This is a genomic window from Pandoraea pneumonica (assembly GCF_049918595.1).
Lineage (GTDB): Bacteria > Pseudomonadota > Gammaproteobacteria > Burkholderiales > Burkholderiaceae > Pandoraea > Pandoraea pneumonica_A.
On the sequence record NZ_JBNCRZ010000006.1, the window covers coordinates 1 to 26,896 of the forward strand.

Below are 26,896 nucleotides of genomic sequence, written 5' to 3' on the forward strand. Positions count from 1 at the left end.
CGCCACTGCCGTCGCTCTTCACGCGAACCTTTACGTTGTAATCCACTACCCGTTTGACCGGTACCAGGATCTTCATGAACTCGCTCCAAAGTTACGTTTACGTCAATCCGCTGCCATTATAACCACAGGGTTGATGACGCATTTATTGCATATTTTTGGCATTTTGTGGCAAAACTCAATGTCTCGCTGAATCAAGCCACGCATGCGCGATCCTCGCGATAGCGGTGTCGGGCGGATGCTCGCAAGCGCCGAGGCGCCGCTCCCGCCCGAACGATCGTGCTATTTTTATGCAAATCGTGACGCTCAACCAGTGTCTTCGTGGTGCATTTCCTCTAGAGAAATCCACCCGTCGCAAGGGCGCCTATGATCGAATGGCGCACCCGGAATTCAGACCGTCGCACGCACGACGGCTTGCCGGAAAATTATTCGGAATTCGGTGACAAGCGCCCTGCCACCGGGCGAGGAGGAAGACATGACCACGCATTCGGAATCGCGTCTGAAGGCCAGCGACGGCCTCGAACTGCATGTACAAAGCTGGCGACCGGAGAACACGACGGAACCGCTACGCGCGGTGGTCGCCATCGTGCACGGCATGGGCGAACACGGTGGCCGTTACGCAAGGCTCGCCGCGCATTTTGCATCGCACCAGATCGCCACCATCACGTATGACTTACGCGGACACGGCCGCTCTGCCGGCGCGCGCGTCTTCATCAACGACTTCAACGAGTATCTCGACGACACCGAGATCTTCCTCACCCACGTGCGCCATACGTTCGGACAAGTGCCGTTGTTCGTGCTCGGCCACAGTATGGGCGGCGCCATCGCCGCGCTCTACACCATCACCCGTGCCCCGGCGCACGTGCGTGGACTGATTCTCAGCAGCCCCGCCCTCGCCCCCGGCGAGCCCGTAGCCCCGTGGATGGCCAAGGCGGGCCGCTGGGTGTCGCGCTGGCTGCCGAAGGTGCCGGTTTTCAAGATCGATCCGGCGATGATCTCGCGCGACAAGGCCGTGGTCGACGCCGCCAAACAAGACCCGTTGAACGCCTATCGCGGCACGCCCGCGCGCACGGCGGCCGAACTGCTCGACGCCATGGCGCGCATACACGCGAATGCCGACGCGCTGCATCTGCCGTTGTATGTCTTTCATGGCACCGCGGATAAGCTCACCGCGCCGTGGGCGAGCGAGCAGTTTCATCACAACGCGGGCTCGCAGGACAAGACACTCCGTCTTTATCAGGGCCACTTTCACGAAACGCTCAACGATTTCGATCGGGAGAAGGTCGTCGGCGATCTCACGCAGTGGATGTTGCAGCATCTGCCGCTCGCCAAAACGCCCGAGCCCGCGCACGACAGCGTCTGAGCAACCGGATGACGTGACGGGCGAGCGCCCTGCGATCCCAACACGGGAGCAGGGTCTCGTCCCGGTACGCCGTACTGCGCGTTACACTGGACGCGTTCGCATTCGCGAGGAGCTCCGGCATGCAAGCGCAGACGAAATACTCGCCGCAAACCGTCACCGGCGTGCACTTCTGGACGCCGACGATCTTCAGCATCAAGACCACACGCCCGCCCGGCCTGCAATTCCTGCCGGGCCAGTTCGTGCGACTCGGCTTGCCCGATGACGATGGCAACTTGATCTGGCGCGCGTATTCCTTCGTGAATTCGCCCGCGGAAGATACGTTGGAGTTCTACGTAATCACCATTCCGGAAGGGCTGCTGACCCCACGCATGTCGAAGCTCAAAGTGGGCGACGAAATGTTCGTCGATCACACGTCCTACGGCTTCCTCACGCTCGATCGCTTCACCGGTGGCGACGACCTCTGGCTGCTCGCCACAGGCACGGGCCTTGCGCCCTTCGTGTCGATCTTGCGCGATCCGGCCGTGTGGCAGCGCTTCGAGAACATCTATGTCGTGCACAGCGTGCGCTGGGAGCGCGACCTCGCCTATTACGAAGCACTGCGCCACTTCTCGCATCCGGACGTCGATCCGGCACTGGTCGGCAAGCTGCACTTCGGCGTGTGCGTCACGCGTGAAGAGACGCCGGGTGCGCTCTATGGCCGCATCACGTCGTTGCTCGAATCGGGGGAATTGGAAAAGGCGATGGGGGCGACGCTGGACCCCGCTACGTCGCGCATCATGGTGTGCGGCAACCCGGATATGGTGAAGGAGCTACGCGCTTGGTTCACCGGCAAAGGCTACGCCGTTAGCCGCACCGCAACGCCGGGGCCGTTAGTGCTGGAGAAGCAGTGGTAGGCAAGCTGAAAAGCGCCGCTTACGATTTCGCCCAATCCGGCGCGCGCTTTTCGATAAACGCCTGCACGCCTTCGAGCGCGCAATCGTCCATCATGTTGCAGGCCATCGTCTGGCCAGCCATTTGATAGGCCGCTTCGATACCGGTCTCCAACTGGCGGTAGAAAAGGCCCTTGCCAGCCGCGACTGCCGCAGCGGGCTTCGCCAGGATCGACGCGCACAGCGCCGCTATTTCCGTATCGAGCTTCTCCATCGGCACCACGCGGTTAATCAGACCACGCTCGCGCGCCGTCGCTGCATCGATGAAGTCGCCGGTCAGCAACATCTCCATCGCCTGCTTGCGCGACAGATTTCGCGACAACGCCACGCCCGGCGTCGCACAAAACAACCCCACGTTAATGCCCGACACGGCGAAGCGTGCCGCGGACGCCGCGACCGCGAGATCGCACATCGCCACCAACTGGCAACCTGCCGCGGTGGCAATGCCGTGCACACGCGCGATAACTGGCTGCGGCATGCGCTGCATCGTCATCATTACGCGGGTGCATTGGTTGAAGAGCCGCCGATAGTAATCGAGCGATGGCTCGGCGCGCATTTCCTTGAGATCGTGCCCTGCGCAGAATGCTGCCCCCGCCGCAGCCAGCACCACCACACGCACGGTGTTGTCGTTCGCAACGGCGTCGAGTGCGTGTTGCAACGCGTCGAGCAGGCTTTCCGACAGCGCGTTGAACTGGCGCGGGCGATTGAGCGTGAGCGTCGTCACACCCGCGAGGTCGCCCTCGCCGTGCGTGACGAGGACCAGCGGTTCGTCGGAGGGAGTGGCGGGCGTGACAGCGGTCATGATCGTCTCCTGTGCCACGTCATGCCGCGCGGCATCGAATGGGGTGAGGCGCTGTCGGTGCCGAGCACGGCATGATGAAGCCGTCGCACCGATATGCGCGACGGCGGTGCCGCTTAAACGTCGGCCAGCACCTTCAAATGCGCGACAACGCTGCGGCCCAGTGCCGAGAGGTTATAGCCGCCTTCGAGGCAGCTGACGATGCGGCCCTTCGCATGACGGTCGGCAATCGCCTTCACGCGCTCGGTCATCCACGTGAAATCCGCCTCGGTGAGGCCCAGATTGCCGAGATCGTCTTCGCGGTGCGCATCGAAACCAGCCGAGAAGAAGATCATCTCGGGACGGAACGCGTCGAGTTGCCCCAGCCAGCCGTAATCGATCGCCTCGCGTGCCGCCATGCCCGACGTGCGTGCCGAGAGCGGAATGTTGAGCATGTTCGGTGCCGGATGATCGGCGCCCGAGAACGGATAGAACGGATGCTGGAAGATGCCGCACATCAACACACGGTCATCGTTGGCGAAAGCCGCCTCCGTGCCGTTGCCGTGATGCACGTCGAAGTCGACGATCGCCACGCGCGAGAGCCCATGCACTTCGAGCGCGTGCGCTGCGGCAATGGCCACGTTATTGAACAGGCAGAAGCCCATCGCACGCGTCGGCGTCGCGTGATGGCCCGGCGGGCGCACGCTGCAAAACGCGTTATCCAGTTCGCCGCGAATCACCGCATCGGTCGCCGCCACGGCAGCTCCCGCCGCGCGCGTGGCAGCGCGCCACGAGTACGGATTGAGCAACGTGTCGGGATCGATAGGGAAATAACCCGTTTCGGGGATATTGTCGCGGATGAAGTCGATGTGATCTTGCGTGTGCACGAGCCGCAAGCTGGACTCGTCGGCCGCAGGCGCTTCACGGCGCTCCAGCAGGCCGTCGATGCGCCCGGCGATCAGTTGATCCTCGATGGCGCGCAGCCGCTCGGGACATTCCGGATGCCACTCGCCCATCTCGTGACGGACGCAGTCGGGGTGCGTATAAAACCCGGTAGCCATTCGATGTGTCGCGTTCGTATCGTTATATTGGAACGAGGCGGGGGATGCCCGCCGCGCCGTAGTCTCCACGTCCGGTAGCGGCCGGGCAAGGAGCCTGGCGAGCGTGAGCCGGAATGCACTGGTCTTCATTGGCAAACACTGGCAAACGCCTGCCGATGGCGGACATCCCCCATGAGCCTGTCACTGACAGTGCACAGGCCTTAAGGTATCACAGGTGCACTCGGTTATACTGCCAAGCAGTCTCTTTCCAGCAGACCCGTGTCAGTTGGCAAAGGCCGTTCGCAGTGCTGCAAACCTGCAATTCTGTAAAACGGCCGGAACCCACACGAATGACCGACGCTCTAGACGTAACCGCTAGACGAAACGCTCACGCGATACCGCCAGCCACACCGGCAGTTCGCATTCGGACTTCATACAGGCCTGACAGACAGCATGACATCACCGGTACGGATGCACGATTCTCTCCCGCCGGCGCAATCGCGCCTCCCCCTGCAACTCGCGCGCCCGATACGGGTTCTCGGCACGGCCCTCTGTGTTGGCGCCTTCGCCATGACGATGCTGGGCGTATCGAGTGCGCAAGCACAATCGGCACGTCCCAAGCAGGTTGCACAGCAATCGACAGAGTTCGAAGAAGAAGTGGTGCCGCAGCGCTACGCGGCAAACCCGGAAGTCGACGCGTTTATCAATGACGTGGTCGCACGCGACGGCTTCAATCGCGCCGAATTGCAGAAGATCTTCTCGCGCGTCGTGTTCTCGCAAACCGCGGCACGTCTCGCGGCACCGCCCGCCGTGCCGGGGCAGAAGAACTGGAAAAACTACGAGAAGCGTTTTCTCGATAACACGCGCATCAATGGCGGCGTGAGATTCTGGAATCAAAATGCGGATACGCTCGCACGCGCCGCGCAGCAGTATGGCGTGCCCGAGGAGATCATCGTCGCCATCATCGGCGTCGAGACGATCTACGGTCGCAACATGGGTAACTTCCGCACCATCGATGCGCTCACGACGCTCGCGTTCGATTACCCGCCCGCGCGCAATCGCTCGGAGCGCATGGCGCTCTTTCGCAATGAGCTCGAAAACCTGCTGCTCTATGCACGCGAGCGCGCCGTTGATCCGTTCAGCATCTACGGTTCGTACGCGGGCGCCATCGGCATTCCGCAGTTCATGCCTTCGTCGATTCGCAACTATGCAGTCGACTACAGCGGCGACGGCAAGATCAATCTGACCAACGATGTCGCCGATGCCATCGGCAGCGTCGCCAACTTCCTCAAGCAGCATGGTTGGCAGAGCGGTCAGCCCATCGTGTGGAATATCGCGAATGACCGCGGAAGTCAGGGTCTGGCGGAAGCCGGTGCCGACGGTCAGCCCGAGCCGCACTGGAAACTCAGCGACTTCATCAAGGCAGGGATGTTGATGAACGAGCCGCGTCTGGACATCGGTGCGAAGCTCGACACGCCGGTGCTGATCGTCGACCTGCCCACGCCGGGTGAAGCCACGCAGTACCGCATGGGTCTGAATAACTTCTACGTGCTCACGCGCTACAACCGCAGCTTCTTCTACGCGATGTCGGTGTACGACCTGGCCGATGCGATCAAGGCGGCACGTGCGCCCTGAGCTAGGTAGAGGCCGACTCGGCGGCAGCATCTGAGCCACCAATGAAAACGGGACCGCAAGGTCCCGTTTCTACATTCGCGTGACGTTTCGCTGCGCGATGGTCACGCGGCGTGTTGCACCGTTTATTGCTCCATTGATTACGCCGGAAACACACCCGTCGACAGATAGCGATCGCCGCGGTCGCAGACGACGAACACGATGGTCGCGTTCTCGACTTCGTGCGCGAGGTTCAGCGCGATCTGGCAAGCGCCCGCGGCTGAAATGCCGCAGAAAATGCCCTCTTCCGCCGCAAGACGGCGCGCCATGATCTCGGCTTCCGCTTGCGTCACCGACACCGTACGATCCACGCGCGCGCGGTCGAAAATCTTCGGCAGATAAGCTTCAGGCCACTTGCGAATGCCCGGAATGCGCGAGCCTTCGGCGGGCTCGGCACCGATGATCTGCACAGCGTCGTTCTTTTCCTTGAGGTACTGCGACACGCCCATGATCGTGCCCGTCGTGCCCATCGCCGACACGAAGTGCGTGATGCGGCCTTCCGTGTCGCGCCAGATTTCCGGACCGGTGCTTTCGTAGTGCGCCAGCGGGTTGTCCGGGTTGGCGAACTGATCGAGGATGATGCCGCGGCCGTCGCGCTGCATCTGCTCGGCGAGATCGCGGGCATACTCCATGCCGCCCTTGACCGGCGTCAGGATGATTTCGGCGCCGTACGCGCCCATGCTCTGACGACGCTCGATCGACAGGTCTTCCGGCATGATCAGCACCATCTTGTAACCGCGGATGGCGGCGGCCATGGCCAGTGCGATACCGGTGTTGCCCGAAGTGGCTTCGATCAGCGTGTCACCCGGTTTGATGCGCCCGCGCAGTTCGGCGTGCTTGATCATCGAGAGCGCCGGACGGTCTTTCACCGAGCCAGCCGGGTTGTTGCCTTCGAGCTTGCCGAGAATCACGTTGTTGCGGCGGCGGATTTCGTCGTCGGGCAAACGCACCAGTTGCACCAGCGGCGTATTGCCGATGGTGTCTTCGATAGTCTTATAGGCCATTGCGCTAAGCTTTTTCGGTCGGGAATCGAAACATTCTAATCCACCGGCCATGTCCGCGCTGACGGTATGGGTTAGCGCAGTGCCCGCGCATCAAATGCCGAGGGCCGATTCAGGCGTGTGATTGCCCCAATCGGCCCGCTTTTGCTTTGCCGCTTTACGCGAAGTTACGCCTTGGGCGCACTCGCCGCTGCCGGGGCTTTGGCCTTCTTCGACTTGCTCGACTTTGCCGGTGCGGCGTCGGTGGCCGCAGCGGGTGCCGATGCCGTGGACGGCGCAGCGGCCGCAGCCGAAGCCTTCGACGACTTGGACTTGCTCGACTTGGTGGCCTTGGCATCCGTTGCGGGTGCCGCTGCGGTTGCCGCGGAGGCCCCTGCCGGTGCGGCGGTCGCCGTGTCCTTAGCCTTCTTCGATTTCGACGACTTCGACTTGGCCGTGGTGTCGGTGGCCGACGCAGCGGTCGCTGTCGGGGCCGCCGTAGTTGCGGCAGGCGCCGCAGGGTTAGCCGTCATCGCCGGGCCCGGTGTCGTGGACTTCATCGCAGTACCCGGTGCAGGCGACATGGTGCTGGACGGTGCGGGCTTCATGGTCGTGGCAGGTGCCGGAGCAGCCGGTGCCTGCGCAGTGGCCGGTGCTGGTTTGGCGGGCGCGGCAGGCGTCTGCGCGGCTGGCGGTGTCGGCGCAGCGGGTGCGGCGGGCTTGGTTGCCGCAGCCGCCGGTGTGCCACCGCCCTGTCCGTTGATCGTCATGCCTTCCGACTGCAACGTCGAGACCGACTTCGTCCCCAGCCCCTTGACGCGTTTCGCCACGTCGGCGGCATCTTTGTAGGGGCCATGGGCATTGCGCTCGTCGATGATGGCCTTGGATTTGACGGGCCCAATGCCTTTGAGCGATTCGAGGGTCGCCTGATCGGCGGTATTGATGTCGACCGCGGCCATGGCCAGGCCGCACAGGGCGAAAAAGGTAACAACTGCCAGCAAGAGCTTGCGGAGCATGGTGCAATCCTTTTTGAGACAGTCCGAGGCTTGCCGCGTCCAGCGTCCGGCGCATGCGAGACGACCGGGAAAAACGGCGTGACTCGACGAACAAGACCGGCGATGGCGAGCGGATCGTGATGTCCTCCCGGCCACCTCCTCCCTTTGCTGCCCGCGTCGGCAGCCCTACGCGCCCTTCTCAACCCTTGCGTAGTCAGAACCACGTATTCCCCGGACGATGCCCACAAAGGGCTGTGATGCCCGGGAATCGATACGTATAACGAGGTTAACGCGCTCGGGCGCGTCCGGATGACAACCGAGCGCCCATGCCCCAAACAAAACGGGGAACCCGCTGGGTTCCCCGTCGATCTACCGGTGTCAGTCGATTTGCATGGCGGCGCGTTTCATTGCGCCAGCAACCAGCGTACGTAGCGCGAGACGCCCTCGCCGACCGTGTAAAACGGCTGCGTATAACCGCCCGCCTGACGCAGATTTTCGATGCTCGCCTGCGTGAAGCACTGATACTTGCCACGCAAGGCATCCGGGAAGTCAACGTATTCAATCAAGCCCTGACGCACCAATTCTTCCAGCCCCAGCGGCGCTTCGCCCTTCTCTTCGCGCAGCGTGTTGATCACCGCCACCGCAATGTCGTTGAACGGCTGTGCGCGGCCCGTGCCCAGATTGAAGATGCCGCTACGTTCCGGGTGATCGAAGAAGTGCAGGTTCACCTTGACCACGTCTTCCACCGACACGAAGTCACGGCTTTGCGTACCGGCGGCGTAGCCGTTGTACTCGCCGAAGAGCTTCACGCGGCCGTTCGCGCGGAATTCATTGAAGTTGTGGAACGCCACCGACGCCATGCGGCCCTTGTGCGCTTCGCGCGCGCCGTACACGTTGAAGTAACGGAAACCGGCCACCTGACTCGGCAGCTTGCCCCCGGCTTCGCGCATGGCGCGGCGCACAATCTGATCGAACAGAAACTTCGAGTAACCGTAGACGTTCAGCGGCTTCTCGTATTCGCGTGTTTCCACGAACGTCTCCGACGCCCCGTAAGTGGCCGCCGACGAGGCGTAGAGGAACGGCACCGCTTGCGCGAGCGACGCGTCGAACAACGCCCGCGTGTAGCGGAAGTTGTTCTCCATCATGTAGCGACCATCGGTCTCCATCGTGTCGGAGCAGGCACCTTCATGAAAAATCGCACGCACGCGGCCGAACTCTCGGCGCTGAAAGCGCGCGACGAAATCGGTCTTGTCGAGGTAGTCGCTGATCTCGCAATCCACCAGATTGCGAAACTTGTCGGCGCGGGTGAGATTGTCGACCGCCACAATGTCGGTCTCGCCGCGCTCGTTGAGGGCTTTGACGAGGTTGGCGCCGATAAACCCGGCGGCGCCGGTCACGATGATGGTCATGTCAGTTCGGGAAAAGTTCGGAGTAATCCACGCTCGCCGTGCCGAGCTTGCCGACGACGATACTGCCGGCGCGATTCGCCAGCACCACGGCCTGCGGCAGCGGCAAACCGGCGGAAAGTGACGCCGCGAGCGTCGCGATAACGGTGTCGCCCGCGCCCGAAACATCATACACTTCGCGCGCCTGCGCCGGCACGTGCAGCGCGCCGGTGGCCGTGAAGAGGGTCATCCCCTCTTCCGAGCGCGTGAGCAGCAGCGCTTCGAGGTCGAGCGATTCGCGCAGGTTTTGCGCGCGTTGCGTCAAATCGTCTTCAGAGCGCCACTCGCCCACCACTTGCTGCAACTCCGCGCGGTTGGGCGTAAGAATCGTCGCGCCGCGATAGCGCTCGTAATCGCTGCCCTTCGGGTCGACGAGCACCGCCTTGCCGGCCGCACGTGCGGCTTCGATCATCGGCTGGACGTGTGTCAAACCGCCCTTGGCATAGTCCGACAACAAAACGACGTCGTAGTCGTTCACCAACTGGCGATACTGATCGAGCACAGCCAGCAGCACTTCACGGGCAGGCAGGTTCTCGAAATCGATACGCAGCAGTTGCTGCTGGCGCGAGACGATGCGCAGCTTGATCGTGGTGGCCAGGTCGGCATCGCGCGTGACGTACGAGGTCACGCCGCTAGCGTCGAGCAGATCGGCGACGCGGTTGCCCGGTTCGTCTTCCCCCAGCACGCACAGCAGGCCCGCCTTGGCGCCCAGCGACGTCGCGTTGAGCGCCACGTTGGCCGCACCACCCAAGCGCTCTTCGTTGCGCTTGACGTGCACCACCGGCACCGGTGCTTCCGGAGAAATGCGATTGACGTCGCCGAACCAATAGCGGTCCAGCATCACGTCGCCGACGATCAGCACGCGCGCGCGCGCGAAAGCCTCACGAGGAACCGTAGGCACGCCCGGTGCCTGCACCGTGCGAGTGAGCGAAGTTGCCGTCGATGTCATGCGTCGCTCCTCCAAACTCAGACGGGCACGTGCAAGCCACGGCCGATCGCGTGGTATTCCACGCCCAGGTCGCGCATGGCTTCCGGATCGTAGAGATTGCGGCCGTCGAAGATCAGCGGCATCGACAGCGACGCCTTCACGCGGGCAAAGTCGGGGCTGCGGAAGGCCTTCCATTCCGTGACGATCACCAACGCGTCGGCGCCCGTAAGCGTGTCGTTCTGCGACGTGCAAAATTCGATACGGGCGTGCGCCGTCGGATCGTTCGCGAAGTCGAGTGCAATGACGCGGCGGGCTTCTTCGAGCGCCACCGGATCGTAGACGCGAACACGTGCGCCGCGCGCCACCAACTCGGCGATCACTCGGCGGCTCGGTGCTTCGCGCATGTCGTCGGTGTTCGGCTTGAACGCGAGGCCCCACAACGCGAACGTCTTGTCCGAGAGGTCTTCGCCCAGACGCTTCACGATCTTGCCGATCAGCACCGTCTTCTGCGTCTCGTTGACGGCTTCCACCGCATCGAGAATTCGCAGCGGCAAACCATAATCGTCAGCCGTGCGCACCAGCGCTTGCACATCCTTCGGGAAGCACGAGCCACCGTAGCCGCAACCGGCGTAGAGGAAGTGATAGCCGATGCGCGGGTCCGAGCCGATGCCCTGACGCACGTTTTCGATATCGGCGCCCACGCGATCGGCCAGATTGGCCAACTCGTTCATGAACGAGATACGCGTCGCGAGCATCGCGTTGGCGGCGTATTTCGTGAATTCCGCCGAGCGCACGTCCATATAGAGCGTGCGTTCGTGATTACGGTTGAACGGCGAATACAGGCGTTTCATCATGGCGCGCGCCTGTTGGCCGTCGGCGTCGTCGTCCACGCCGATCACGATCCGGTCGGGACGCATGAAATCGTCCACGGCCGCGCCTTCCTTCAGGAACTCGGGGTTCGAGACCACCGAGAACGGCACGGTTTCGCCGCGCTTCGCGAGCTCGTCGTTCACTGCTGCGCGCACCTTGTCTGCCGTGCCCACAGGCACGGTCGACTTGTCGACGATGACCTTGAATTCCTTGGCGTAGCGGCCGATGTTACGTGCCGCAGCGACCACATATTGCAGGTCGGCCGAGCCGTCTTCGTCGGGCGGCGTGCCCACGGCGATGAATTGCACTTCGCCGTGCGCGACCGACGCTTCCACGTCCGTCGAGAAATGCAGGCGACCCGCCTCACGATTGCGCGCGATGATCTCTTGCAGACCCGGCTCGTGGATAGGCACGCCACCGTTGTTGAGAATCTCGATCTTGCGCGGATCGACGTCCAGACAGAACACGTCGTTGCCGACATCTGCCAGACAAGCGCCCGTAACGAGGCCGACGTAACCGGAGCCGATGATAGTGACTTTCATGATTGCGCGAACTTATAAAAATTAGGAGGCCGCCGGCACGTCGGCACGTCGCGGCGTGTAGGTCTCCCAGCCATTACAGCCGGGGCACTGCCAGTAAAAGAGTCGGGCGCGGAAGCCGCACTGATCGCAAACATAGCGCGGCAGCGACTTCGTGCGTTGCGTGATGAGCTTACCCATCAATTGCAGGTCGGCTTGCGTCTCGCCATGCGCGGTCGCGGCGTGCGCTTCGAGCAAGCGCGCCATGCCCGGGGCGCTCGGTGCACGCTGCATCTGCTCGCGCATCACCTTGAGCGCGGCTTCGGGGCCGTGCAAAGCAAGTGTCTTTTCATAGACGATCTCTAGCAGATCGTCCGACGGGTTGCGCAGCAGGGCGTCGTGCAGCAACGCCAGCCCTTCCGGCGCGCGGCCCAGCGCTTCGTACGCCTTCATAAGACGCTTGGCCGCCAACCCCAGATAGACGGGGTTCTGCTCTTCGATGGTACGCAGCACGCGCAGCGCGCCTTCCGCGTCCCCTGCGGCCAGCAGCATGTCGCCACGCAACAAAGGCGCGCGCACATTGGCCGGATTCACGTCGAGCGCAGCATCCAGCTCGCGCGCGACCGCTTCCGCGTCCTTGCGCTGCAAGGCTTCCTGCGCCAGTTCGCAGTGGAACTGTGCAATCTCCTTGCGATACGACACGGCGGGATCGAGGTCGCTGAGCGTCTCGGCTTCAGCGAGTGCCTTGCGCCATTCTTTCTCGATCTGATAGATCGTGAGCTTGGCGTGCTGAGCGGCCTTCGCGTAGTTGCCGGTTTGCAAGCGGCCGAAGGCTTCCTCGGCGCGATCGAGCAGCCCCGCCTTCAGAAAGTCGTGACCGAGCTCGTAGAGCGCGTGTTCCTGATCGGTCTTAGGCAGGTCGTCGCGCGAGAGCAGATTCTGATGCACACGAATGGCGCGCTCGGTCTCGCCGCGACGGCGAAACAGGCTACCGAGCGCGAAGTGCAGTTCGGTGGTCTCGGGGTCGAGCTTCGCGACTTCGATGAAGGCATCGATCGCTTTGTCCGGCTGCTCGTTGAGCAGGAAGTTCAGCCCGCGAAAATAGGACGCCGGCAAGTTGCGGCTCTCGGAGAGCAGGCTGCGCAAATCCAGCCGCGCAGCGACCCAGCCGCAGCCGAAAATCACCGGGATGGCCAGAAGCCACCAGACCTCGAATTCCATGGATGCGTGTTGTCTTTGAAACAGTCGATGAGGATGGCGAACGTCGCCGCTTGATCGCCTGCCGCTTATACCGGCGGCAGCATCGGCGGCTGATCGCTCGCCTCGGGATCGCGCTGCGCACGGGCCAGATCCCGGCGGGTGCGACGCAGTTCCAGTCGCTGACGCGTCAGGCTCGGCAACGTTGCCAACACACCGATCACGCCACCAACCACGAAGAACGCCAGACCGATCATGATGAGCGGCGCCGTCCACGTATGCCCCAGGAACAGGTTCAACGTGACCTCGCCCGTATTGGCGAGCGCGAGACACAGCAACACCACGAAGACGATGAGACGAACGATCCAAACAATCAGCTTCATGCCGAAAGGCTCCTGCGGCAGGATTGCCGTATGTTTTGCGACTTGAGCCGACCCTGTCGCTATGAGCAGCGTTGACGCCGCTCGCGCCCTGGCCGGCACGTGCGCGTATTGTACCGGATGTGCCCTAAGAGGCGGCGTTCATGCAACGCGCTCCACATTTCCGGGAATTGTGCGCATGCGCATTCGCCGAAAACAAAAAAAGCGCCCGAGGGCGCTTTTTTTGCGTAGTAGATCCCAAAGGGCCTTATTGGTCCGACGCCTTGTGATCAACCCGCTCTCGCAGTTCCTTACCGGGCTTGAAGTGAGGCACGAATTTCTCCGGCACCATCACTTTCTCACCCGACTTGGGGTTGCGGCCGACGCGCGGTGGCCGACGGTTGAGCCCAAAACTACCGAATCCGCGGATCTCGATACGGTGGCCGCGCGCAAGCGCGTCAGCCATCGCGTCGAGAATCGTCTTCACCGCGAAATCGGCATCCTTGAGCACCAACTGGGGAAACCGCGCCGCCAACTGGTTGACCAATTCAGACTTGGTCATAGGCCTTGGACCTTACTGATTCTGGCTGTCCAGCTTGGCCTTGAGCAGCGCACCGAGGTTGGTGGTGCCGCTCGCTGCCGAGCTGTCCGACGACAGCTTGCTCATCGCTTCTTGCTGTTCAGCCGAATCCTTAGCCTTGATCGACAGGTTGATGTTGCGCGACTTGCGGTCGATGTTGACGATCATCACGTTGACGGCGTCACCATCCTTGAGCACGTTGCGAGCATCTTCCACGCGGTCTTGCGAGATTTCCGAAGCACGCAGGTAGCCTTCGACGTCCTCACCCAGCGACACGACAGCACCCTTCGGGTCAACCGACTTGACCGTACCGTTGACGATCGAGCCCTTGTCGTTGATAGCAACGAACGTGTTGAACGGATCGCCTTCGAGCTGCTTGATACCCAGCGAGATGCGTTCCTTCTCGACGTCGATACCCAGAACCACGGCTTCGACTTCGTCGCCCTTCTTGTACTTGCGGACGGCGTCTTCGCCGGTTTCGCTCCACGACAGATCCGAGAGGTGGACCAGGCCGTCGATGCCGCCAGGCAGACCAATGAACACGCCGAAGTCGGTGATCGACTTGATGCCGCCCTTGATCTTGTCGCCCTTCTTGAAGTTGCGCGAGAAGTCATCCCACGGGTTCGGCTTGCATTGCTTCATGCCGAGGCTGATACGACGACGGTCTTCGTCGATCTCGAGCACCATGACTTCGACTTCGTCGCCCAGTTGGACAACCTTGGTCGGAGCAACGTTCTTGTTGGTCCAGTCCATTTCCGACACGTGAACCAGGCCTTCGATGCCCGATTCCACTTCGACGAATGCGCCGTAGTCGGTGATGTTGGTGACCTTGCCGAACAGGCGGGTACCTTGCGGGTAACGGCGAGCAATGCCTTCCCACGGATCTTCGCCGAGTTGCTTAACGCCCAGCGAGACACGGCCCTTCTCTTGATCGAACTTGAGGATCTTGGCGGTGACTTCTTGGCCAACCGACAGAACTTCGCTCGGGTGACGCACACGACGCCATGCGATGTCGGTGATGTGCAGCAGGCCGTCGATACCGCCGAGGTCCACGAACGCGCCGTAGTCGGTGATGTTCTTGACCACGCCCTTGACGATCGCGCCTTCCTTCAGGGTTTCGAGCAGCTTGGCGCGCTCTTCACCTTGGGTGGCTTCGATCACGGCACGGCGCGACAGCACAACGTTGTTGCGCTTGCGGTCGAGCTTGATAACCTTGAATTCGAGGGTCTTGCCTTCGTACGGGGTCGTGTCCTTGACCGGACGCGTGTCAACCAGCGAACCCGGCAGGAATGCACGGATGCCGTTGACCATCACGGTCAGGCCGCCCTTGACCTTGCCGGTGATCGTACCGGTCACGAGGTCGCCCGACTCGAGGGCCTTTTCCAGTTGCAGCCACGAGGCCAGACGCTTGGCCTTGTCGCGCGACAGCACGGTGTCGCCGTAGCCGTTTTCCAGGGCGTCGATCGCCACGGAAACAAAGTCGCCGGCCTGAACTTCGACCTCGCCCTGATCATTCAGGAATTCTTCGATGGGGATGTACGCTTCGGACTTGAGCCCGGCGTTGACGACCACGAAGTTGTGGTCAACCCGAACGACTTCAGCGCTGATGACTTCACCAGCACGCATGTCTTGGCGGGAGAGCGACTCTTCGAAAAGCGCCGCGAAAGATTCGTTGGTCGAGGTTTGCAGGTCGGACATAAAAGTGGATTACGCCGCTGGCGTCTCAGATCCCGGAGGGGGGGCTGACAAAAACGCACAACGGTTGGGTTAAAGGTTAGACAAATCCTGACTGAGTGACTGCATGAAACACACGGTCAGGCGCCTTGCGGGTACTGCACTTGCGCGAACCATTCGAGCACCTGGGCCACCGCCTGATCGACGTTGAGTCCAGAAGTATCGAGTACCCGCGCACCCTCTGCCGGCCGTAGCGGCGCTTCGGCACGGGTTCGATCCCGCGCATCACGCGCCTCAAGATCCAGCATGAGACTGTCTATGTTAGCAGAAAAACCTTTTTCTATCAATTGCTTATACCGCCTCTCGGCACGGGCCTGTGGCGAAGCGGTCAAAAACACCTTCAACTCGGCCTCGGGGAAGATCACCGTACCCATGTCGCGGCCGTCCGCCACGAGCCCCGGCGCGGTCTTGAAGCCCCGCTGCAAGGCCACCAGCGCCTGACGCACCGCCTTGTGCACCGCAATGCTCGACGCCCGATTACCGATCGCCTCCGCCCGAATCGCATCGGTCACATCTTCGCCGGCCAGCCAGATCCGCTGATCCTTGAAACGTACATCGAGCGTTTCGGCCAACACGGTCAGCCCGCTCACGTCGTCCGGGTCGATGCCGTGACGGGCACTCGCCAGCGCCGTCAGGCGATAGAGCGCACCACTATCCAGATAGTGAAAACCCAACGCGTCGGCCACACGGTGCGCGACCGTGCCCTTGCCGGACGCCGTCGGGCCGTCCACCGTAATTACCGAAACCGAATCGTCCACGAACATCGAATCAGGCATCCCTTCGTCTCTGTCTATCCAACGCATTGAAAAATAAAACTTCCGAATCAAATAATAATGATTATCATTTAGATGTAGACGCAACTCGCGTCCCGGAAGATGTGACTGCCATGCAAAGCCGCGATTATCCCTTAGTCGGCCCCGAATGGGCCCCTTCACCCGACGAACCGCCTCGCCGTCCACAGCGCTGGCTGGGTTTCGCCGGCGCGGGCACGCTGATCGCCGTCGGCTATATGGATCCGGGCAACTGGGCCACGGCCATTGCCGGGGGTGCCCGTTACGGCTACACGCTCCTGAGCGTCGTGCTGCTCTCGAGCGTCATGGCCTTGGTGTTGCAGTGGCTGGCCGCGCGCGTCGGTCTGGTGACCGGGCGCGACCTCGCCCAACTCTCACGTAGCCAGTATAGCCGTCGCACTTCGCTGGCGTTATGGGGGCTTTGCGAGATCGCCATCATTGCCTGCGACCTCGCTGAGATCATCGGCAGTGCTGTCGCCCTGCAACTGCTTTTCGGCGTATCGCTGCCCGTCGGCGTGTTGCTTGCCGGGGCGCTCGCCTTCGCCATGCTCGGCCTGCAAGGCTTCGGGCAACGTCGCCTCGAAGGTGCCGTCGCCGCGCTTATCTTGCTGACCGCCGGCTGCTTTGCGGCACAACTGGCATTGGCCAACCCCGACTGGGGCGCGGCACTTTCCGGTATGCGCCCACGCAGCGAAATCGTTGCGCAGGCCGGCATGCTTTGGCTCGCCACCGGCATACTCGGTGCCACCGTGATGCCGCACAACCTGTACTTGCATTCGGCGCTCTTGCGCATGCGCGGCGAAGCGATGCCCGAGCGCACACCCGTCACCATGGCCCGCGCCCTACGCGCAACGCAATGGGACACCACGCTGTCGCTCGGCTTCGCATTTCTGATCAACGCGGCGTTGCTGATACTCGCCGCGGCCGTGTTTCACGCCAGCGGCAACACCAGCGTGGAGTCGCTCGGCGACGCCCACAAATTGCTCGCGCCATTGCTTGGCAATAAATGGGCGGGTGTGATGTTTGCCGTCGCATTGCTCGCCTGCGGCCTCAATTCGACCGTCACGGCCACGCTGGCGGGCCAGGTCACCATGGAAGGCTTCCTGAACCTGCGCATGAAGGCGTGGCAACGGGCGCTGATCACACGCGGACTCGCCTTGATCCCCGCATTGCTGATCGTCGGCCATGGTGGCGAGGCCCAGACGACGAACCTGCTGATCTTTAGTCAGGTCGTGCTGAGCCTGCAACTGCCGTTCGCGGTGATTCCACTGGTGCGCTTTGCTGGCGACGCCAAGTTGATGGGGCAGTGGCGCGTGGGCGGAATACTGCTAGCCCTCGCGTGGATCATCGCAGCGGCCATCGTGGCGCTCAACGGCGTGCTGCTGTGGCAGACGATGACGGGACAGGGTTAAGCCTCGCCCGCCACCACGCCTGAACCACCAGAATCACGACGCTACGCGGGCAAACTCGTCGAAGTACGTCGGGAACGTCTTCGCAACGCATTTCGGATCGTTGATCGTCACCGGTACGCCGCCCAAACTCACTAGCGAGAAACACATCGCCATGCGGTGATCGTCGTAGGTGTCGATGGCCGCATTCGGGGTGAGCGCTGCGGGCGGCGTCACCCGCAGGTAATCTGCGCCCTCTTCCACCGTCGCCCCCACCTTGCGCAGCTCCGTAGCCATTGCGGCCAGACGGTCCGTTTCCTTCACTCGCCAGCTTGCGATATTTCGCAGGGTCGTCGTGCCATCGGCAAACAACGCGGCCACCGCAATCGTCATCGCTGCATCGGGAATGTGATTGAAGTCCATGTCGAGTGCACGCAACTTGCCACTGGGCGTATCGATGCCGTGCACTTCGATGGCGTCGTCGTGCATCGTGACCCGCGCGCCCATCGCGGCGAGCGCATCCACGAATCGGACGTCGCCCTGAATACTGTCGCGCCCGACACCTTCTACCCGCAGCGGGCCGCCGCCAATCGCCCCCGCGGCAAGGAAGTACGACGCGGACGAAGCGTCGCCCTCGACACGAATCTCACCTGGACTCCGGTAATTTGCCCCGTCGGCACCCGCCGCCGGCAGCGTAAAGCGCTCCCAGCCGTCCTGCCGCACATCGATACCGAATCGGCGCAGCAAACGCAGCGTGATGTCGATATACGGCTTGGAAATCAATTCGCCCTCGACTTCCACCACGATTTCGCCAGTCGACGAAGGCAGCAACGGCAACGTGAGCAGCAGCGCGGTGAGGAATTGACTCGACACATCGCCACGCACGCGAATCGGCGTCGCCGGTGCCGCAACGTCGGCAGGTTTGATGTGCAACGGCGGATAGCCCGCGTTGCCCAAGTAGTCGATCTGCGCGCCCAGTTGACGCAAGCCGTCGACCAGATCGCCAATCGGCCGCTCATGCATCCGCGCCACCCCCGACACCTCGTAATCGCCATGACTGAGCGCGAGCGCCGCTGTCAGCGGACGAATGGCCGTTCCTGCGTTCCCCATGAAGAGCTTGGCGGACTTCACAGGAAACACGCCACCACAGCCTTCGACGATAAAGTCGCGGGTATCGCCCACTTGCGTGCACGTGACGCCGAGCGCCGCAAGCGCATCGAGCATCACACGGGTGTCGTCGGATTCGAGCAGGTCGCGCACGCGCGTCGTGCCGTGCGACAGCGCGGCGAGCAGCAGCACACGATTCGAGATACTTTTCGAGCCGGGCAGACGTAGCGTGCCTTCGGCGTGGCCGTAGGGGCCGAGATCGAGCGTTTCCATTACTTTTCCTGTTGCTTAGCCCAGTCCGTGCGCGCCTGACTGGTGCGCGCGAACACGGCCTCGAGACCTTCACCGTCACCGGCATCGATCAGTTGGCGCAGTTCACCGAGGGTTGCCAGGTAGCCATCGAGTTCGCCAAGCAGCGCATCGCGATTGGCGACGCAGATGTCGCGCCACATTTCCGGATTCGAAGCAGCAATACGCGTGAAATCGCGAAAGCCGCCGCCCGCGAAGCCGAACTTTAGTGCGGCGTCGGGTGCGTCGAGAATTTGTGCAATCAGCGCATAAGAAAGCACGTGGGGCAAATGACTGACGGATGCGAACACGCGGTCGTGTTGCGTTTCGGTCATCTCCGAGACACGTGCACCGGTCGCCTCCCACATTGCGCGCACTCGCGCCACATCCTCAGCTCGGTTTTCCGGCTGCGGGCACAGCACGACGCGGCGATCGCGATACAAATCAGCCTTTGCCGCATCGACGCCCGACAATTCGGCACCAGCAATCGGATGCCCCGGCACGAACCGCCAGACCGCATCGCCCAGCGCTTCGCGTGCGGCGGCAACCGCGTCGCTTTTCGTACTGCCCGCGTCGGTGACGATCGTGTCGCCGCGCAGGTGTTCGCGCATCGCAGCAAGCAACGCCGGCGTCTGCGCGACGGGTGCCGCAAGCACCACGACGTCGGCACCTGCGACCGCGTCGGCCATCGACGTGGCGGCATGATCGATCACGCCGAGCTCACAGGCGCGCGCCAGCGACGCTTCGCTGCGCCCGACACCAACGACTTCCCGCACGGCATCCGCAGCTTTGAGCGCACGCGCCAGCGAACCGCCAATCAGGCCGACGCCACAGATAACGACTTTGTTCAGACTCATGGATCTATCGCCTGCCACGCGTCAGGCCGAGCGCGGGTAGGACCCGAGCACTTTGCAGTACGCCGCGTTCTGACGCAGCGAGTCGAGCGCCTTGGCGACGTTGGGGTCATCACGATGCCCCTCGAAGTCGACGTAGAAGTAGTACTCCCACGCGCCGCTTTTGGCCGGACGCGACTCAAAGCGTGTCATCGACACACCGTTGTTCGCGAGCGGTTCAAGGAGTGCCACCACCGCACCGGCGCGGTTCGGCACCGAGAGAATCAACGACGTCTGATCGTGACCGCTCGGCGACGGATCTTGCGTGCCGATCACGACAAAGCGCGTGCGGTTGTGCGGATCGTCCTGCACATGCGAGAACGCGATCTGCAAGCCGTATTGCGTCGCGGCCGAGTCACCGGCAATCGCGGCAATCGCCGGGTCGGCTGCGGCCATGCGCGCGGCTTCCGCATTGCTCGACACCGCCTGACGCTCCAGCGTCGGGTAATGTGCAGTGAGCCAATGCTGACATTGGGCGAGCGATTGCGCGTGCGAGCAGATACGGGTGACGCCATCGAGCGCACCCGATTGCGACATCAGGTTGTGATGAATCGGCAGTGCGACTTCCCCGCCAATGGTCAGCGGGCTTTGCAACAGCAGATCCAGCGTGCGCGAAACGACGCCTTCGGTCGAGTTCTCGACCGGCACGACGCCGAAGTCTGCGCTACCCGCCTCGACGGCGCGAAACACCTCGTCGAGCGACGGGCACGGCAGGCCCTTGACGCTCTGTCCGAAGTAGCTGAACGCGGCCTGTTCGCTGTAGGTACCCGCCGGGCCGAGATAAGCCACGGTCATCACCTTTTCGAGCGCGCGGCTCGCGGACATGATCTCGCGCCAGATCGACGCCAGATTGTCACCATAGAGCGGGCCGTCATTGGCCTGTTGCAGGCGCGAAATCACCTGCAATTCGCGCTCGGGCCGGAACACCGGCGCGCCAAAGCGCTTCTTCACCTCGCCCACTTCCAGGGCGACGGCGGCACGTTGGTTGAGCAACTTGAGCAGTTGCTCGTCGATGGCATCGATTTTCTCGCGCAGAGGGCGAAGCGATGCGTTCAGATCATCATCCATGGAGCGTGTTGTCTTTTTTCGATGGGACATAGTCAGGCAGCTCGCGGCGCAGCATGCCTGCCGATATTTCGGGAGGACATACCTGCGCCGGCCATTTGCCCTCGTCAGCCGTGGCTGCGCTCGAATTCGCGCAGATAGTCGACCAGCGCCTGGACACCGGCGAGCGGCATCGCGTTGTAAATCGAGGCGCGCATGCCTCCCACGGACTTGTGGCCCTTGAGTTGCAGCAGACCGCGCTCGCGAGCGCCGGTCAGGAAAGCTTCGTTGAGTGCGTCGTCGTGCAGGAAGAACGGCACGTTCATGCGCGAGCGGCAGTCCTTCTCGACCGTCGTCCGATAAAAGTCGCTGCTATCGAGATACCCGTAGAGCAGTTCGGCCTTGGCCTTGTTCTGAGCGTCCATGGCTGCCAGACCGCCCTGACGCTTGAGCCACTGGAACACCAGCCCCGCAATATAGATAGCGTAGGTGGGCGGCGTATTGAACATCGAGTCGTTCTCGGCGACCGTCTTCCAATCGAACGCGCTCGGGGTGAACGGCAACGAGCGGCCCAGAAGGTCATCACGCACGATGACGAGCGTCAGCCCCGACGGCCCGATGTTCTTCTGCGCTCCGCCGTACATCACACCGAACTTCGAGACGTCCATTGGGCGCGAGAGCACATGCGACGACACATCCGCCACGAGTGGCGTATCGGCAGGCAGCCCGGCTGCTGCCAGATCGGGGGTCCAAAAGTACTCGACGCCGTGAATCGTCTCGTTCGTGCAGATATGCACGTACGCGGGGTCCTTCGACAACTGCCATTCCGACACCTGCGGCAGGCGCGTGAACTTCCCGGCTTCCGTGCTTGCTGCGATGTTGACGTCGCAATACTTGCGCGCTTCGTTCTGCGACTTCACCGACCACGAGCCGGTCACGATGTAATCCGCCGTGCCTCGCTCGTTCGCACGTGCGCCGCCCAGCAGATTCATCGGGACGATCGCGTTCTCGGCGAGTGCACCGCCCTGCATGAACAGAATGCGGTAGTTATCCGGCACGGCCAGCAGTTCGCGCAGATCGGCTTGCGCCTGCGCCAGAATGCTCATGAATTCACGGCCGCGATGGCTCATCTCCATCACGCCCATCCCGGCACCGTGCCAGTCGAGCATCTCCTCGGCCGCCTGCGTGAGGACTTCAGCGGGCAGTGCCGCCGGTCCGGCGGAAAAATTGAAAGCGCGCGTCATAATGTTTTGCTGCGGTAAAAGTGAAACGCAAGCCGTCGGATTCGGACCCGGGCGGCTTGCGTTTCACGTCTAGCGTCAATCGGTTGCGCGGCAGCGGTAAAGGCCAACTATACCGCCAGTTGCCCGTCCCGTGCGGGCGTTGGGCCAGATTCCCTGCGAAAGCATCGGCTTTGAGGGAATTCCGAGCACGTCATGCCGATTTGCCCATGCAATGCAAAATGGCCGTTTGCGATCACTCGCAAACGGCCATTATCGGCTAATCCCCGAGGGACCCGCCGGAATTTACTTCTTGGCCGGAGCCTTCGGTGCCGACTTCGACGCCGCAGCAATTTCCTGGTCAGCTTGCGAGCTGGTTGCCTGGATCGATTGCGGCATGTACTTCTGCATCAGACCGCCAACCACTTCCTGGCCGACCTGATCTTGCACCTTGATGTACTTCTGGCCGACCGGGCTCTTGTAGAACGCCGTCAGACCCTTGATTTCGTCCGTCGTGTAGTACTTGCCGTAGGCGGCGTACTGGGCTTGCACTGCGTCGTTCTTGAACGCGTCCGAAGTGAAGACCTTACCCGCGCCGTCAACCAGCTTCTGCACCGAGTTTTGTTGCAGGGTCGGCACGATGGCTTGCTTCTGGGCATCGCTCAACGTCTTGTTCTCGACCAGTTGGCGCTCCAGCACTTGCGGTGCCAACTGCTTGGCTTGCTGTTGCGCGCCTTCGCCGATGGCCGTCACGAGCTTGTTCGAGTCGATCGCGTCGAGCAGTTCCTTGATGGCCGCTTTCTTGTCAGCGTCCAGCGGAGCGCTCGCCGGGGCCTGAGCCATTGCCATTGCCGGGGCTGCCAACAGCAGCCACATCCACTTCTTGACGTTGTGTTGCATAGTAATAGTCACTCCAAAATTCGCCAGCTTCCGCCGACGATAAATAGATGCATCCTCGCCTGGGCACTTCACTGCATCGGGCCAGATTCTACTGACTTTTCGGGGTAATGCACCTACAGCTTACAACGAGTTACGGTTACAGCCAGTTACGGCGCGTCACTCGGTGGTGCCTTCCTCGGCCGCATCGTCGCCGCCTTCGGCGTCACCGTTCTCGGCAACTTCCGCGTCGGACTCGACGATACGTTGCAGCCCCGAGAGCGTCGTGCCCTCGTCCAGGCTGATCAGCGTCACGCCCTGCGTGGCACGTCCCATTTCGCGAATTTCAGACACTCGCGTACGGATCAGTACCCCGCCCGTCGTGATCAGCATGATCTCGTCATCCGGCTCGACCAGCGTCGCCGCGACCACCCGGCCGTTGCGCTCGCTCGTCTGGATCGCAATCATACCCTTAGTGCCTCGGCCGTGGCGCGTATATTCGGTGATCGAAGTCCGCTTGCCGTAGCCGTTTTCGGTGGCCGTCAGCACCGACTGCTGCTCGTTTTCAGCGACCAGCAGCGCGATGACCGTCTGACCGTCTTCGAGTTGCATGCCGCGCACGCCGCGTGCCTCACGCCCCATCGGACGCACGTCGTTCTCGTCGAAGCGAACCGCCTTGCCCGAGTCTGAGAACAGCATGACGTCATGAGCGCCATCAGTAATCGCAGCACCGATCAGCACGTCGCCATCGTCGAGATTTACGGCGATGATGCCCTTCTTGAGCGGTCGGCTGAAGGCCGCGAGCGGCGTCTTCTTGACCGTGCCCAAGCTCGTTGCCATGAACACGAAGCGATCTTCCGTGAACTGCTTGACCGGCAGCACCACGTTGATCTTTTCGCCTTCTTGCAACGGGAACATATTGACGATCGGACGGCCACGCGAGTTCCGCGAACCTTGCGGCACTTCCCAGACCTTGATCCAGTACACGCGGCCACGGTTCGAGAAGCACAGGATCGTATCGTGCGTATTCGCGATGAACAGCGTATCGATCCAGTCGTCGTCCTTGGTCGCCGCGGCCTGCTTGCCCCGGCCGCCGCGCTTCTGCGCACGGTACTCGGACAGCGGCATCGACTTGATGTAACCGGTATGCGACAGCGTGACCACCATATCTTGCGGGGTGATCAGGTCTTCGGTATCGAGTTCGGTGGCGTTGTGTTCGATGGTCGAGCGGCGGGCATCGCCGAACTCGGCGCGCACGGCGGTCAGCTCTTCGCTGATGATTGCCGTCACACGTTCCGGGCGGGCCAGGATGTCGAGCAGGTCGGCGATCTGCGCCATCACTTCCTTGTATTCGGAAACGATCTTGTCTTGTTCCAGACCCGTCAGGCGTTGCAGACGCATCTGCAAGATTTCCTGTGCCTGAGTCTCCGACAGACGGTAAAGACCATCGGGCTGCATGCCGACCGCAGCATCGAGACCTTCCGGACGATAGGCCGCACGGCCGCCTTGCGTCTCGCTCTCGGCACGCGCCAGCATGTCGCGCACGACCGACGAATCCCACGCCTTTTCCATCAACGCAGCCTTCGCGATCGGCGGCGTCGGGGCAGCCTTGATGATAGCGATGAAGTCGTCGATGTTAGCGAGTGCTACCGCCAGACCCTCGAGCACATGCCCACGTTCGCGCGCACGACGCAGTTCATAGATCGTGCGGCGAGTAATCACCTCGCGGCGGTGCGCCAGGAAGTGCACCAGCATCTCGCGCAGATTCAGCAGCTTGGGCTGGCCGTCGACCAGCGCCACCATGTTCATGCCGAACGTGTCTTGCAGCTGCGTGTGCTTATATAGATTGTTCAGCACCACTTCCGGCACTTCGCCGCGCTTGAGCTCGATCACCACGCGCATGCCGCTCTTGTCGGACTCATCGCGGATGTCGGAGATACCTTCCAGGCGCTTCTCGTTGACCAGCTCGGCAATGCGCTCGAGCAGTGAGCGCTTATTCACCTGATACGGCAACTCGTCGACGATGATCGCCACGCGTTGACCGCGGTCGATGTCCTCGAAGTGAGTCTTTGCTCGCATCACCACGCGGCCGCGGCCGGTGCGATAGCCTTCGCGCACGCCCGAGATGCCATAAATGATGCCGGCGGTCGGGAAGTCAGGGGCCGGGATGATCTCGATGAGTTCATCGATGGTGGCGTCCGGGTTCTTGAGAACGTGCAGACACCCCTCGACCACTTCATTGAGGTTATGCGGGGGGATATTCGTGGCCATACCGACCGCGATACCCGACGAACCGTTGAGCAGCAGGTTCGGGATGCGGGCGGGCAGAATCAGCGGTTCTTTCTCGCTGCCGTCGTAGTTCGGACCGAAGTCGACGGTTTCCTTGTCGATGTCCGCGAGTAGCTCATGACCGATTTTGGCCATGCGCACTTCGGTATATCGCATGGCCGCGGCATTGTCGCCGTCGACCGAACCGAAGTTGCCCTGGCCGTCGACCAACATATAGCGCAGCGAGAACGGCTGAGCCATGCGAACGATCGTGTCGTATACAGAAGCGTCACCGTGCGGGTGGTACTTACCGATGACGTCACCGACGATACGCGCCGATTTCTTGTATGCCCTGTTCCAGTCGTTGTTCAACTCGTGCATGGCGAACAGCGCCCGGCGGTGAACCGGTTTCAGGCCGTCGCGCACATCGGGCAATGCACGGCCGACGATCACGCTCATCGCGTAATCGAGGTACGACCGTCGCATTTCTTCTTCGAGTGAAATCGGGAGAGTTTCTTTGGCGAACTGATCCATTATCCGTGTCTATCAAACGCTTATCGCGATAGGCGGCTGCCAGCGATATGATCTTGCGATTCTAACATGCTCGCTATTGGCATCCGAAACCGGCGTGATGCAGCGCACAAGAGATGTCGTGGACGCCAAAACGTCGCGTAATGAAGATGAATGAAACGGTTGGCGAGGGGCCTTAAAAGGTGTTGCGCTCACACCACAACTGCGTCATGAGGGGCGGCAAACCTGGGTTTTTTCTCGCGGGCGGCTGGAGCGCTATGGCAAAATGCCGTGGCATAAGTTAGACATTATTCGAAGTGCATGGGCCATGCTTTCGCGCACTCGGCGATGTTATACTTCGAGCGATGTAAGACTTTGGTTCCGTCGTCTAGGCTCGCAGTAAACCTGCGGTAATCTCATTTCGAGAGGAGAAATATGAATAAATTCGCTAAGCTCGCGATCGTTGCAGCTACCGCAGTGATGGCTGCTTCGGCTATGGCTCAAAATTACGTCCAGACCGCTCCGGGCCCGATCGCGGCCTCGAAACAAGCAGTCAACGACAACTGGGTTAACGGCAGCGGCGAGTGGGTTTGGAAGAACGGTTCGGACGAACTGTGCTGGCGCGATGCCTACTGGACCCCGGCGACGGCCAACGCCAAGTGCGACGGCTCGATCATCGCCCAGGCTCCGGCTCCGGCACCGACCCCGGTCGCTCCGGTGATCCAGTCGCAAAAGGTGACGTACCAAGCCGACGCACTGTTCGACTTCGACAAAGCCATCCTGAAGCCGGCCGGTAAGGAAAAGCTGGATGACCTCGCAGGCAAGGTCCAAGCTCTGAACCTGGAAGTTGTGGTCGCCACGGGTTACACCGACCGCATCGGTTCGGACAAGTACAACGACCGTCTGTCGCTGCGCCGCGCTCAAGCTGTGAAGGCTTATCTGGTTAGCAAGGGTGTCGAAGCCAACCGTGTCTACACGGAAGGCAAGGGCAAGCGTAACCCGGTTACCACGGGTTGCAACCAGAAGAACCGCACTCAGCTGATCTCGTGCCTGGCACCGGATCGCCGCGTGGAAGTGGAAGTGGTCGGCACGAGCAAGTAAGTCTCGCTCTCCGATTAAAAAACCCC

23 protein-coding genes and 1 pseudogene are annotated in these 26,896 nt (G+C 62.0%); 5 read left to right on the forward strand and 19 right to left on the reverse strand.

From position 1 onward, the window contains the following. Window positions 1-76 (reverse strand): annotated as a pseudogene (locus tag ACPWR9_RS21860) (electron transfer flavoprotein subunit beta/FixA family protein); the annotation flags it as partial. A gap of 396 nt (window positions 77-472) precedes the next feature. Between ACPWR9_RS21860 and ACPWR9_RS21865 the strand changes: the two are divergent. Together ACPWR9_RS21865 and ACPWR9_RS21870 are read left to right on the forward strand one after the other, a co-directional pair. Beyond that, entirely contained in the window at window positions 473-1,360 is an 888-nt protein-coding gene (locus ACPWR9_RS21865) for a lysophospholipase (RefSeq protein WP_426300667.1), read from the forward strand. 119 nt (window positions 1,361-1,479) lie between these two features. Then, window positions 1,480-2,253: a ferredoxin--NADP reductase gene (locus tag ACPWR9_RS21870; RefSeq protein WP_426300669.1), complete on the forward strand. Its 774-nt coding sequence runs from the start codon at window positions 1,480-1,482 to the stop codon at window positions 2,251-2,253. A 19-nt stretch (window positions 2,254-2,272) separates the two neighbouring features. Here ACPWR9_RS21870 and ACPWR9_RS21875 read toward each other — a convergent pair whose 3' ends face one another. Continuing rightward, window positions 2,273-3,091 carry an enoyl-CoA hydratase gene (locus tag ACPWR9_RS21875; protein ID WP_426300671.1) on the reverse strand — a complete coding sequence of 273 codons (819 nt, stop codon included), beginning with the start codon at window positions 3,089-3,091 and terminating at the stop codon, window positions 2,273-2,275. Between the two features lie 113 nt (window positions 3,092-3,204). Further along, window positions 3,205-4,128, reverse strand: coding sequence for a histone deacetylase family protein (locus tag ACPWR9_RS21880; protein WP_150683608.1), 924 nt, complete (start codon window positions 4,126-4,128; stop codon window positions 3,205-3,207). 549 nt (window positions 4,129-4,677) lie between these two features. On the opposite strand from ACPWR9_RS21880, the gene mltB reads away from it, so the two are divergent. Further along, window positions 4,678-5,742 (forward strand): lytic murein transglycosylase B, encoded by a 1,065-nt coding sequence (mltB, locus tag ACPWR9_RS21885; protein WP_426300673.1) that lies wholly within the window; start codon window positions 4,678-4,680, stop codon window positions 5,740-5,742. A gap of 137 nt (window positions 5,743-5,879) precedes the next feature. Here mltB and cysM read toward each other — a convergent pair whose 3' ends face one another. The 10 genes from cysM to cmk form a co-directional block, all read right to left on the reverse strand. After that, complete coding sequence (cysM, locus tag ACPWR9_RS21890; protein WP_426300675.1) at window positions 5,880-6,782, reverse strand: cysteine synthase CysM; 903 nt, start codon at window positions 6,780-6,782, stop codon at window positions 5,880-5,882. Between the two features lie 164 nt (window positions 6,783-6,946). Continuing rightward, entirely contained in the window at window positions 6,947-7,774 is an 828-nt protein-coding gene (locus tag ACPWR9_RS21895) for a ComEA family DNA-binding protein (protein ID WP_426300677.1), read from the reverse strand. A 383-nt stretch (window positions 7,775-8,157) separates the two neighbouring features. Further along, the gene (gene rfaD / locus ACPWR9_RS21900; protein ID WP_426300679.1) at window positions 8,158-9,162 is read right to left on the reverse strand and encodes an ADP-glyceromanno-heptose 6-epimerase; all 1,005 of its coding nucleotides are present in this window, start codon (window positions 9,160-9,162) and stop codon (window positions 8,158-8,160) included. Between the two features lies 1 nt (window position 9,163). Then, window positions 9,164-10,147 (reverse strand): D-glycero-beta-D-manno-heptose-7-phosphate kinase, encoded by a 984-nt coding sequence (rfaE1, locus tag ACPWR9_RS21905; protein ID WP_426300681.1) that lies wholly within the window; start codon window positions 10,145-10,147, stop codon window positions 9,164-9,166. Between the two features lie 17 nt (window positions 10,148-10,164). After that, window positions 10,165-11,538, reverse strand: a complete 1,374-nt coding sequence (locus tag ACPWR9_RS21910; RefSeq protein ID WP_426300683.1) for a UDP-glucose dehydrogenase family protein — start codon at window positions 11,536-11,538, stop codon at window positions 10,165-10,167. A gap of 21 nt (window positions 11,539-11,559) precedes the next feature. After that, complete coding sequence (gene lapB, locus ACPWR9_RS21915; protein WP_426300685.1) at window positions 11,560-12,735, reverse strand: lipopolysaccharide assembly protein LapB; 1,176 nt, start codon at window positions 12,733-12,735, stop codon at window positions 11,560-11,562. Window positions 12,736-12,800: 65 nt separating this feature from the next. Then, a complete protein-coding gene (locus ACPWR9_RS21920) occupies window positions 12,801-13,094 on the reverse strand; it encodes a LapA family protein (protein WP_150681958.1) in 294 nt (97 codons plus the stop codon). 244 nt (window positions 13,095-13,338) lie between these two features. Continuing rightward, complete coding sequence (locus ACPWR9_RS21925; RefSeq protein ID WP_017232087.1) at window positions 13,339-13,632, reverse strand: integration host factor subunit beta; 294 nt, start codon at window positions 13,630-13,632, stop codon at window positions 13,339-13,341. 12 nt (window positions 13,633-13,644) lie between these two features. Continuing rightward, complete coding sequence (gene rpsA, locus ACPWR9_RS21930) at window positions 13,645-15,348, reverse strand: 30S ribosomal protein S1 (protein ID WP_058375474.1); 1,704 nt, start codon at window positions 15,346-15,348, stop codon at window positions 13,645-13,647. A gap of 116 nt (window positions 15,349-15,464) precedes the next feature. Further along, a complete protein-coding gene (gene cmk / locus ACPWR9_RS21935) occupies window positions 15,465-16,148 on the reverse strand; it encodes a (d)CMP kinase (RefSeq protein ID WP_426300687.1) in 684 nt (227 codons plus the stop codon). A 122-nt stretch (window positions 16,149-16,270) separates the two neighbouring features. Here cmk and ACPWR9_RS21940 point away from each other — a divergent pair, with 122 nt between their 5' ends. Next, entirely contained in the window at window positions 16,271-17,587 is a 1,317-nt protein-coding gene (locus tag ACPWR9_RS21940) for an Nramp family divalent metal transporter (RefSeq protein WP_426300689.1), read from the forward strand. Window positions 17,588-17,620: 33 nt separating this feature from the next. On the opposite strand, the gene aroA is transcribed toward ACPWR9_RS21940, so the two are convergent. The 6 genes from aroA to gyrA form a co-directional block, all read right to left on the reverse strand. Beyond that, window positions 17,621-18,943: a 3-phosphoshikimate 1-carboxyvinyltransferase gene (gene aroA / locus ACPWR9_RS21945; protein WP_426300691.1), complete on the reverse strand. Its 1,323-nt coding sequence runs from the start codon at window positions 18,941-18,943 to the stop codon at window positions 17,621-17,623. Next, the gene (locus ACPWR9_RS21950) at window positions 18,943-19,815 is read right to left on the reverse strand and encodes a prephenate dehydrogenase (RefSeq protein ID WP_426300693.1); all 873 of its coding nucleotides are present in this window, start codon (window positions 19,813-19,815) and stop codon (window positions 18,943-18,945) included. Before ACPWR9_RS21950 ends, aroA begins: the two co-directional genes overlap by 1 nt. 21 nt (window positions 19,816-19,836) lie before the next feature. After that, complete coding sequence (gene pheA / locus ACPWR9_RS21955; protein WP_426300695.1) at window positions 19,837-20,919, reverse strand: prephenate dehydratase; 1,083 nt, start codon at window positions 20,917-20,919, stop codon at window positions 19,837-19,839. A gap of 104 nt (window positions 20,920-21,023) precedes the next feature. Then, window positions 21,024-22,139, reverse strand: coding sequence for a 3-phosphoserine/phosphohydroxythreonine transaminase (gene serC, locus ACPWR9_RS21960; protein ID WP_426300697.1), 1,116 nt, complete (start codon window positions 22,137-22,139; stop codon window positions 21,024-21,026). Window positions 22,140-22,421: 282 nt separating this feature from the next. Further along, window positions 22,422-23,015 carry a DUF2059 domain-containing protein gene (locus ACPWR9_RS21965; RefSeq protein ID WP_426300699.1) on the reverse strand — a complete coding sequence of 198 codons (594 nt, stop codon included), beginning with the start codon at window positions 23,013-23,015 and terminating at the stop codon, window positions 22,422-22,424. A gap of 156 nt (window positions 23,016-23,171) precedes the next feature. Then, entirely contained in the window at window positions 23,172-25,793 is a 2,622-nt protein-coding gene (gene gyrA, locus ACPWR9_RS21970; RefSeq protein WP_426300701.1) for a DNA gyrase subunit A, read from the reverse strand. A 411-nt stretch (window positions 25,794-26,204) separates the two neighbouring features. Here gyrA and ompA point away from each other — a divergent pair, with 411 nt between their 5' ends. After that, on the forward strand, window positions 26,205-26,870 hold the full coding sequence (gene ompA / locus ACPWR9_RS21975; protein ID WP_058375482.1) for an outer membrane protein OmpA: 666 nt from the start codon (window positions 26,205-26,207) through the stop codon (window positions 26,868-26,870). Window positions 26,871-26,896: the final 26 nt, after the last annotated feature.

What these genes read in the sequence shown, in the direction of transcription:
- ACPWR9_RS21865 (WP_426300667.1), top strand. Translation starts at nt 473, where the DNA reads ATGACCACGCATTCGGAATCGCGTCTGAAGGCCAGCGACGGCCTCGAA.
- ACPWR9_RS21870 (WP_426300669.1), top strand. Translation starts at nt 1,480, where the DNA reads ATGCAAGCGCAGACGAAATACTCGCCGCAAACCGTCACCGGCGTGCAC.
- lapB (WP_426300685.1), bottom strand. Translation starts at nt 12,735, where the DNA reads ATGGAATTCGAGGTCTGGTGGCTTCTGGCCATCCCGGTGATTTTCGGC.
- rfaE1 (WP_426300681.1), bottom strand. Translation starts at nt 10,147, where the DNA reads ATGACATCGACGGCAACTTCGCTCACTCGCACGGTGCAGGCACCGGGC.
- serC (WP_426300697.1), bottom strand. Translation starts at nt 22,139, where the DNA reads ATGACGCGCGCTTTCAATTTTTCCGCCGGACCGGCGGCACTGCCCGCT.
- ACPWR9_RS21895 (WP_426300677.1), bottom strand. Translation starts at nt 7,774, where the DNA reads ATGCTCCGCAAGCTCTTGCTGGCAGTTGTTACCTTTTTCGCCCTGTGC.
- rfaD (WP_426300679.1), bottom strand. Translation starts at nt 9,162, where the DNA reads ATGACCATCATCGTGACCGGCGCCGCCGGGTTTATCGGCGCCAACCTC.
- ACPWR9_RS21920 (WP_150681958.1), bottom strand. Translation starts at nt 13,094, where the DNA reads ATGAAGCTGATTGTTTGGATCGTTCGTCTCATCGTCTTCGTGGTGTTG.
- ACPWR9_RS21875 (WP_426300671.1), bottom strand. Translation starts at nt 3,091, where the DNA reads ATGACCGCTGTCACGCCCGCCACTCCCTCCGACGAACCGCTGGTCCTC.
- cmk (WP_426300687.1), bottom strand. Translation starts at nt 16,148, where the DNA reads ATGTTCGTGGACGATTCGGTTTCGGTAATTACGGTGGACGGCCCGACG.
- ACPWR9_RS21950 (WP_426300693.1), bottom strand. Translation starts at nt 19,815, where the DNA reads ATGAGTCTGAACAAAGTCGTTATCTGTGGCGTCGGCCTGATTGGCGGT.
- mltB (WP_426300673.1), top strand. Translation starts at nt 4,678, where the DNA reads ATGACGATGCTGGGCGTATCGAGTGCGCAAGCACAATCGGCACGTCCC.
- gyrA (WP_426300701.1), bottom strand. Translation starts at nt 25,793, where the DNA reads ATGGATCAGTTCGCCAAAGAAACTCTCCCGATTTCACTCGAAGAAGAA.
- ACPWR9_RS21880 (WP_150683608.1), bottom strand. Translation starts at nt 4,128, where the DNA reads ATGGCTACCGGGTTTTATACGCACCCCGACTGCGTCCGTCACGAGATG.
- rpsA (WP_058375474.1), bottom strand. Translation starts at nt 15,348, where the DNA reads ATGTCCGACCTGCAAACCTCGACCAACGAATCTTTCGCGGCGCTTTTC.
- ompA (WP_058375482.1), top strand. Translation starts at nt 26,205, where the DNA reads ATGAATAAATTCGCTAAGCTCGCGATCGTTGCAGCTACCGCAGTGATG.
- aroA (WP_426300691.1), bottom strand. Translation starts at nt 18,943, where the DNA reads ATGGAAACGCTCGATCTCGGCCCCTACGGCCACGCCGAAGGCACGCTA.
- pheA (WP_426300695.1), bottom strand. Translation starts at nt 20,919, where the DNA reads ATGGATGATGATCTGAACGCATCGCTTCGCCCTCTGCGCGAGAAAATC.
- ACPWR9_RS21965 (WP_426300699.1), bottom strand. Translation starts at nt 23,015, where the DNA reads ATGCAACACAACGTCAAGAAGTGGATGTGGCTGCTGTTGGCAGCCCCG.
- ACPWR9_RS21910 (WP_426300683.1), bottom strand. Translation starts at nt 11,538, where the DNA reads ATGAAAGTCACTATCATCGGCTCCGGTTACGTCGGCCTCGTTACGGGC.
- ACPWR9_RS21925 (WP_017232087.1), bottom strand. Translation starts at nt 13,632, where the DNA reads ATGACCAAGTCTGAATTGGTCAACCAGTTGGCGGCGCGGTTTCCCCAG.
- cysM (WP_426300675.1), bottom strand. Translation starts at nt 6,782, where the DNA reads ATGGCCTATAAGACTATCGAAGACACCATCGGCAATACGCCGCTGGTG.
- ACPWR9_RS21940 (WP_426300689.1), top strand. Translation starts at nt 16,271, where the DNA reads ATGCAAAGCCGCGATTATCCCTTAGTCGGCCCCGAATGGGCCCCTTCA.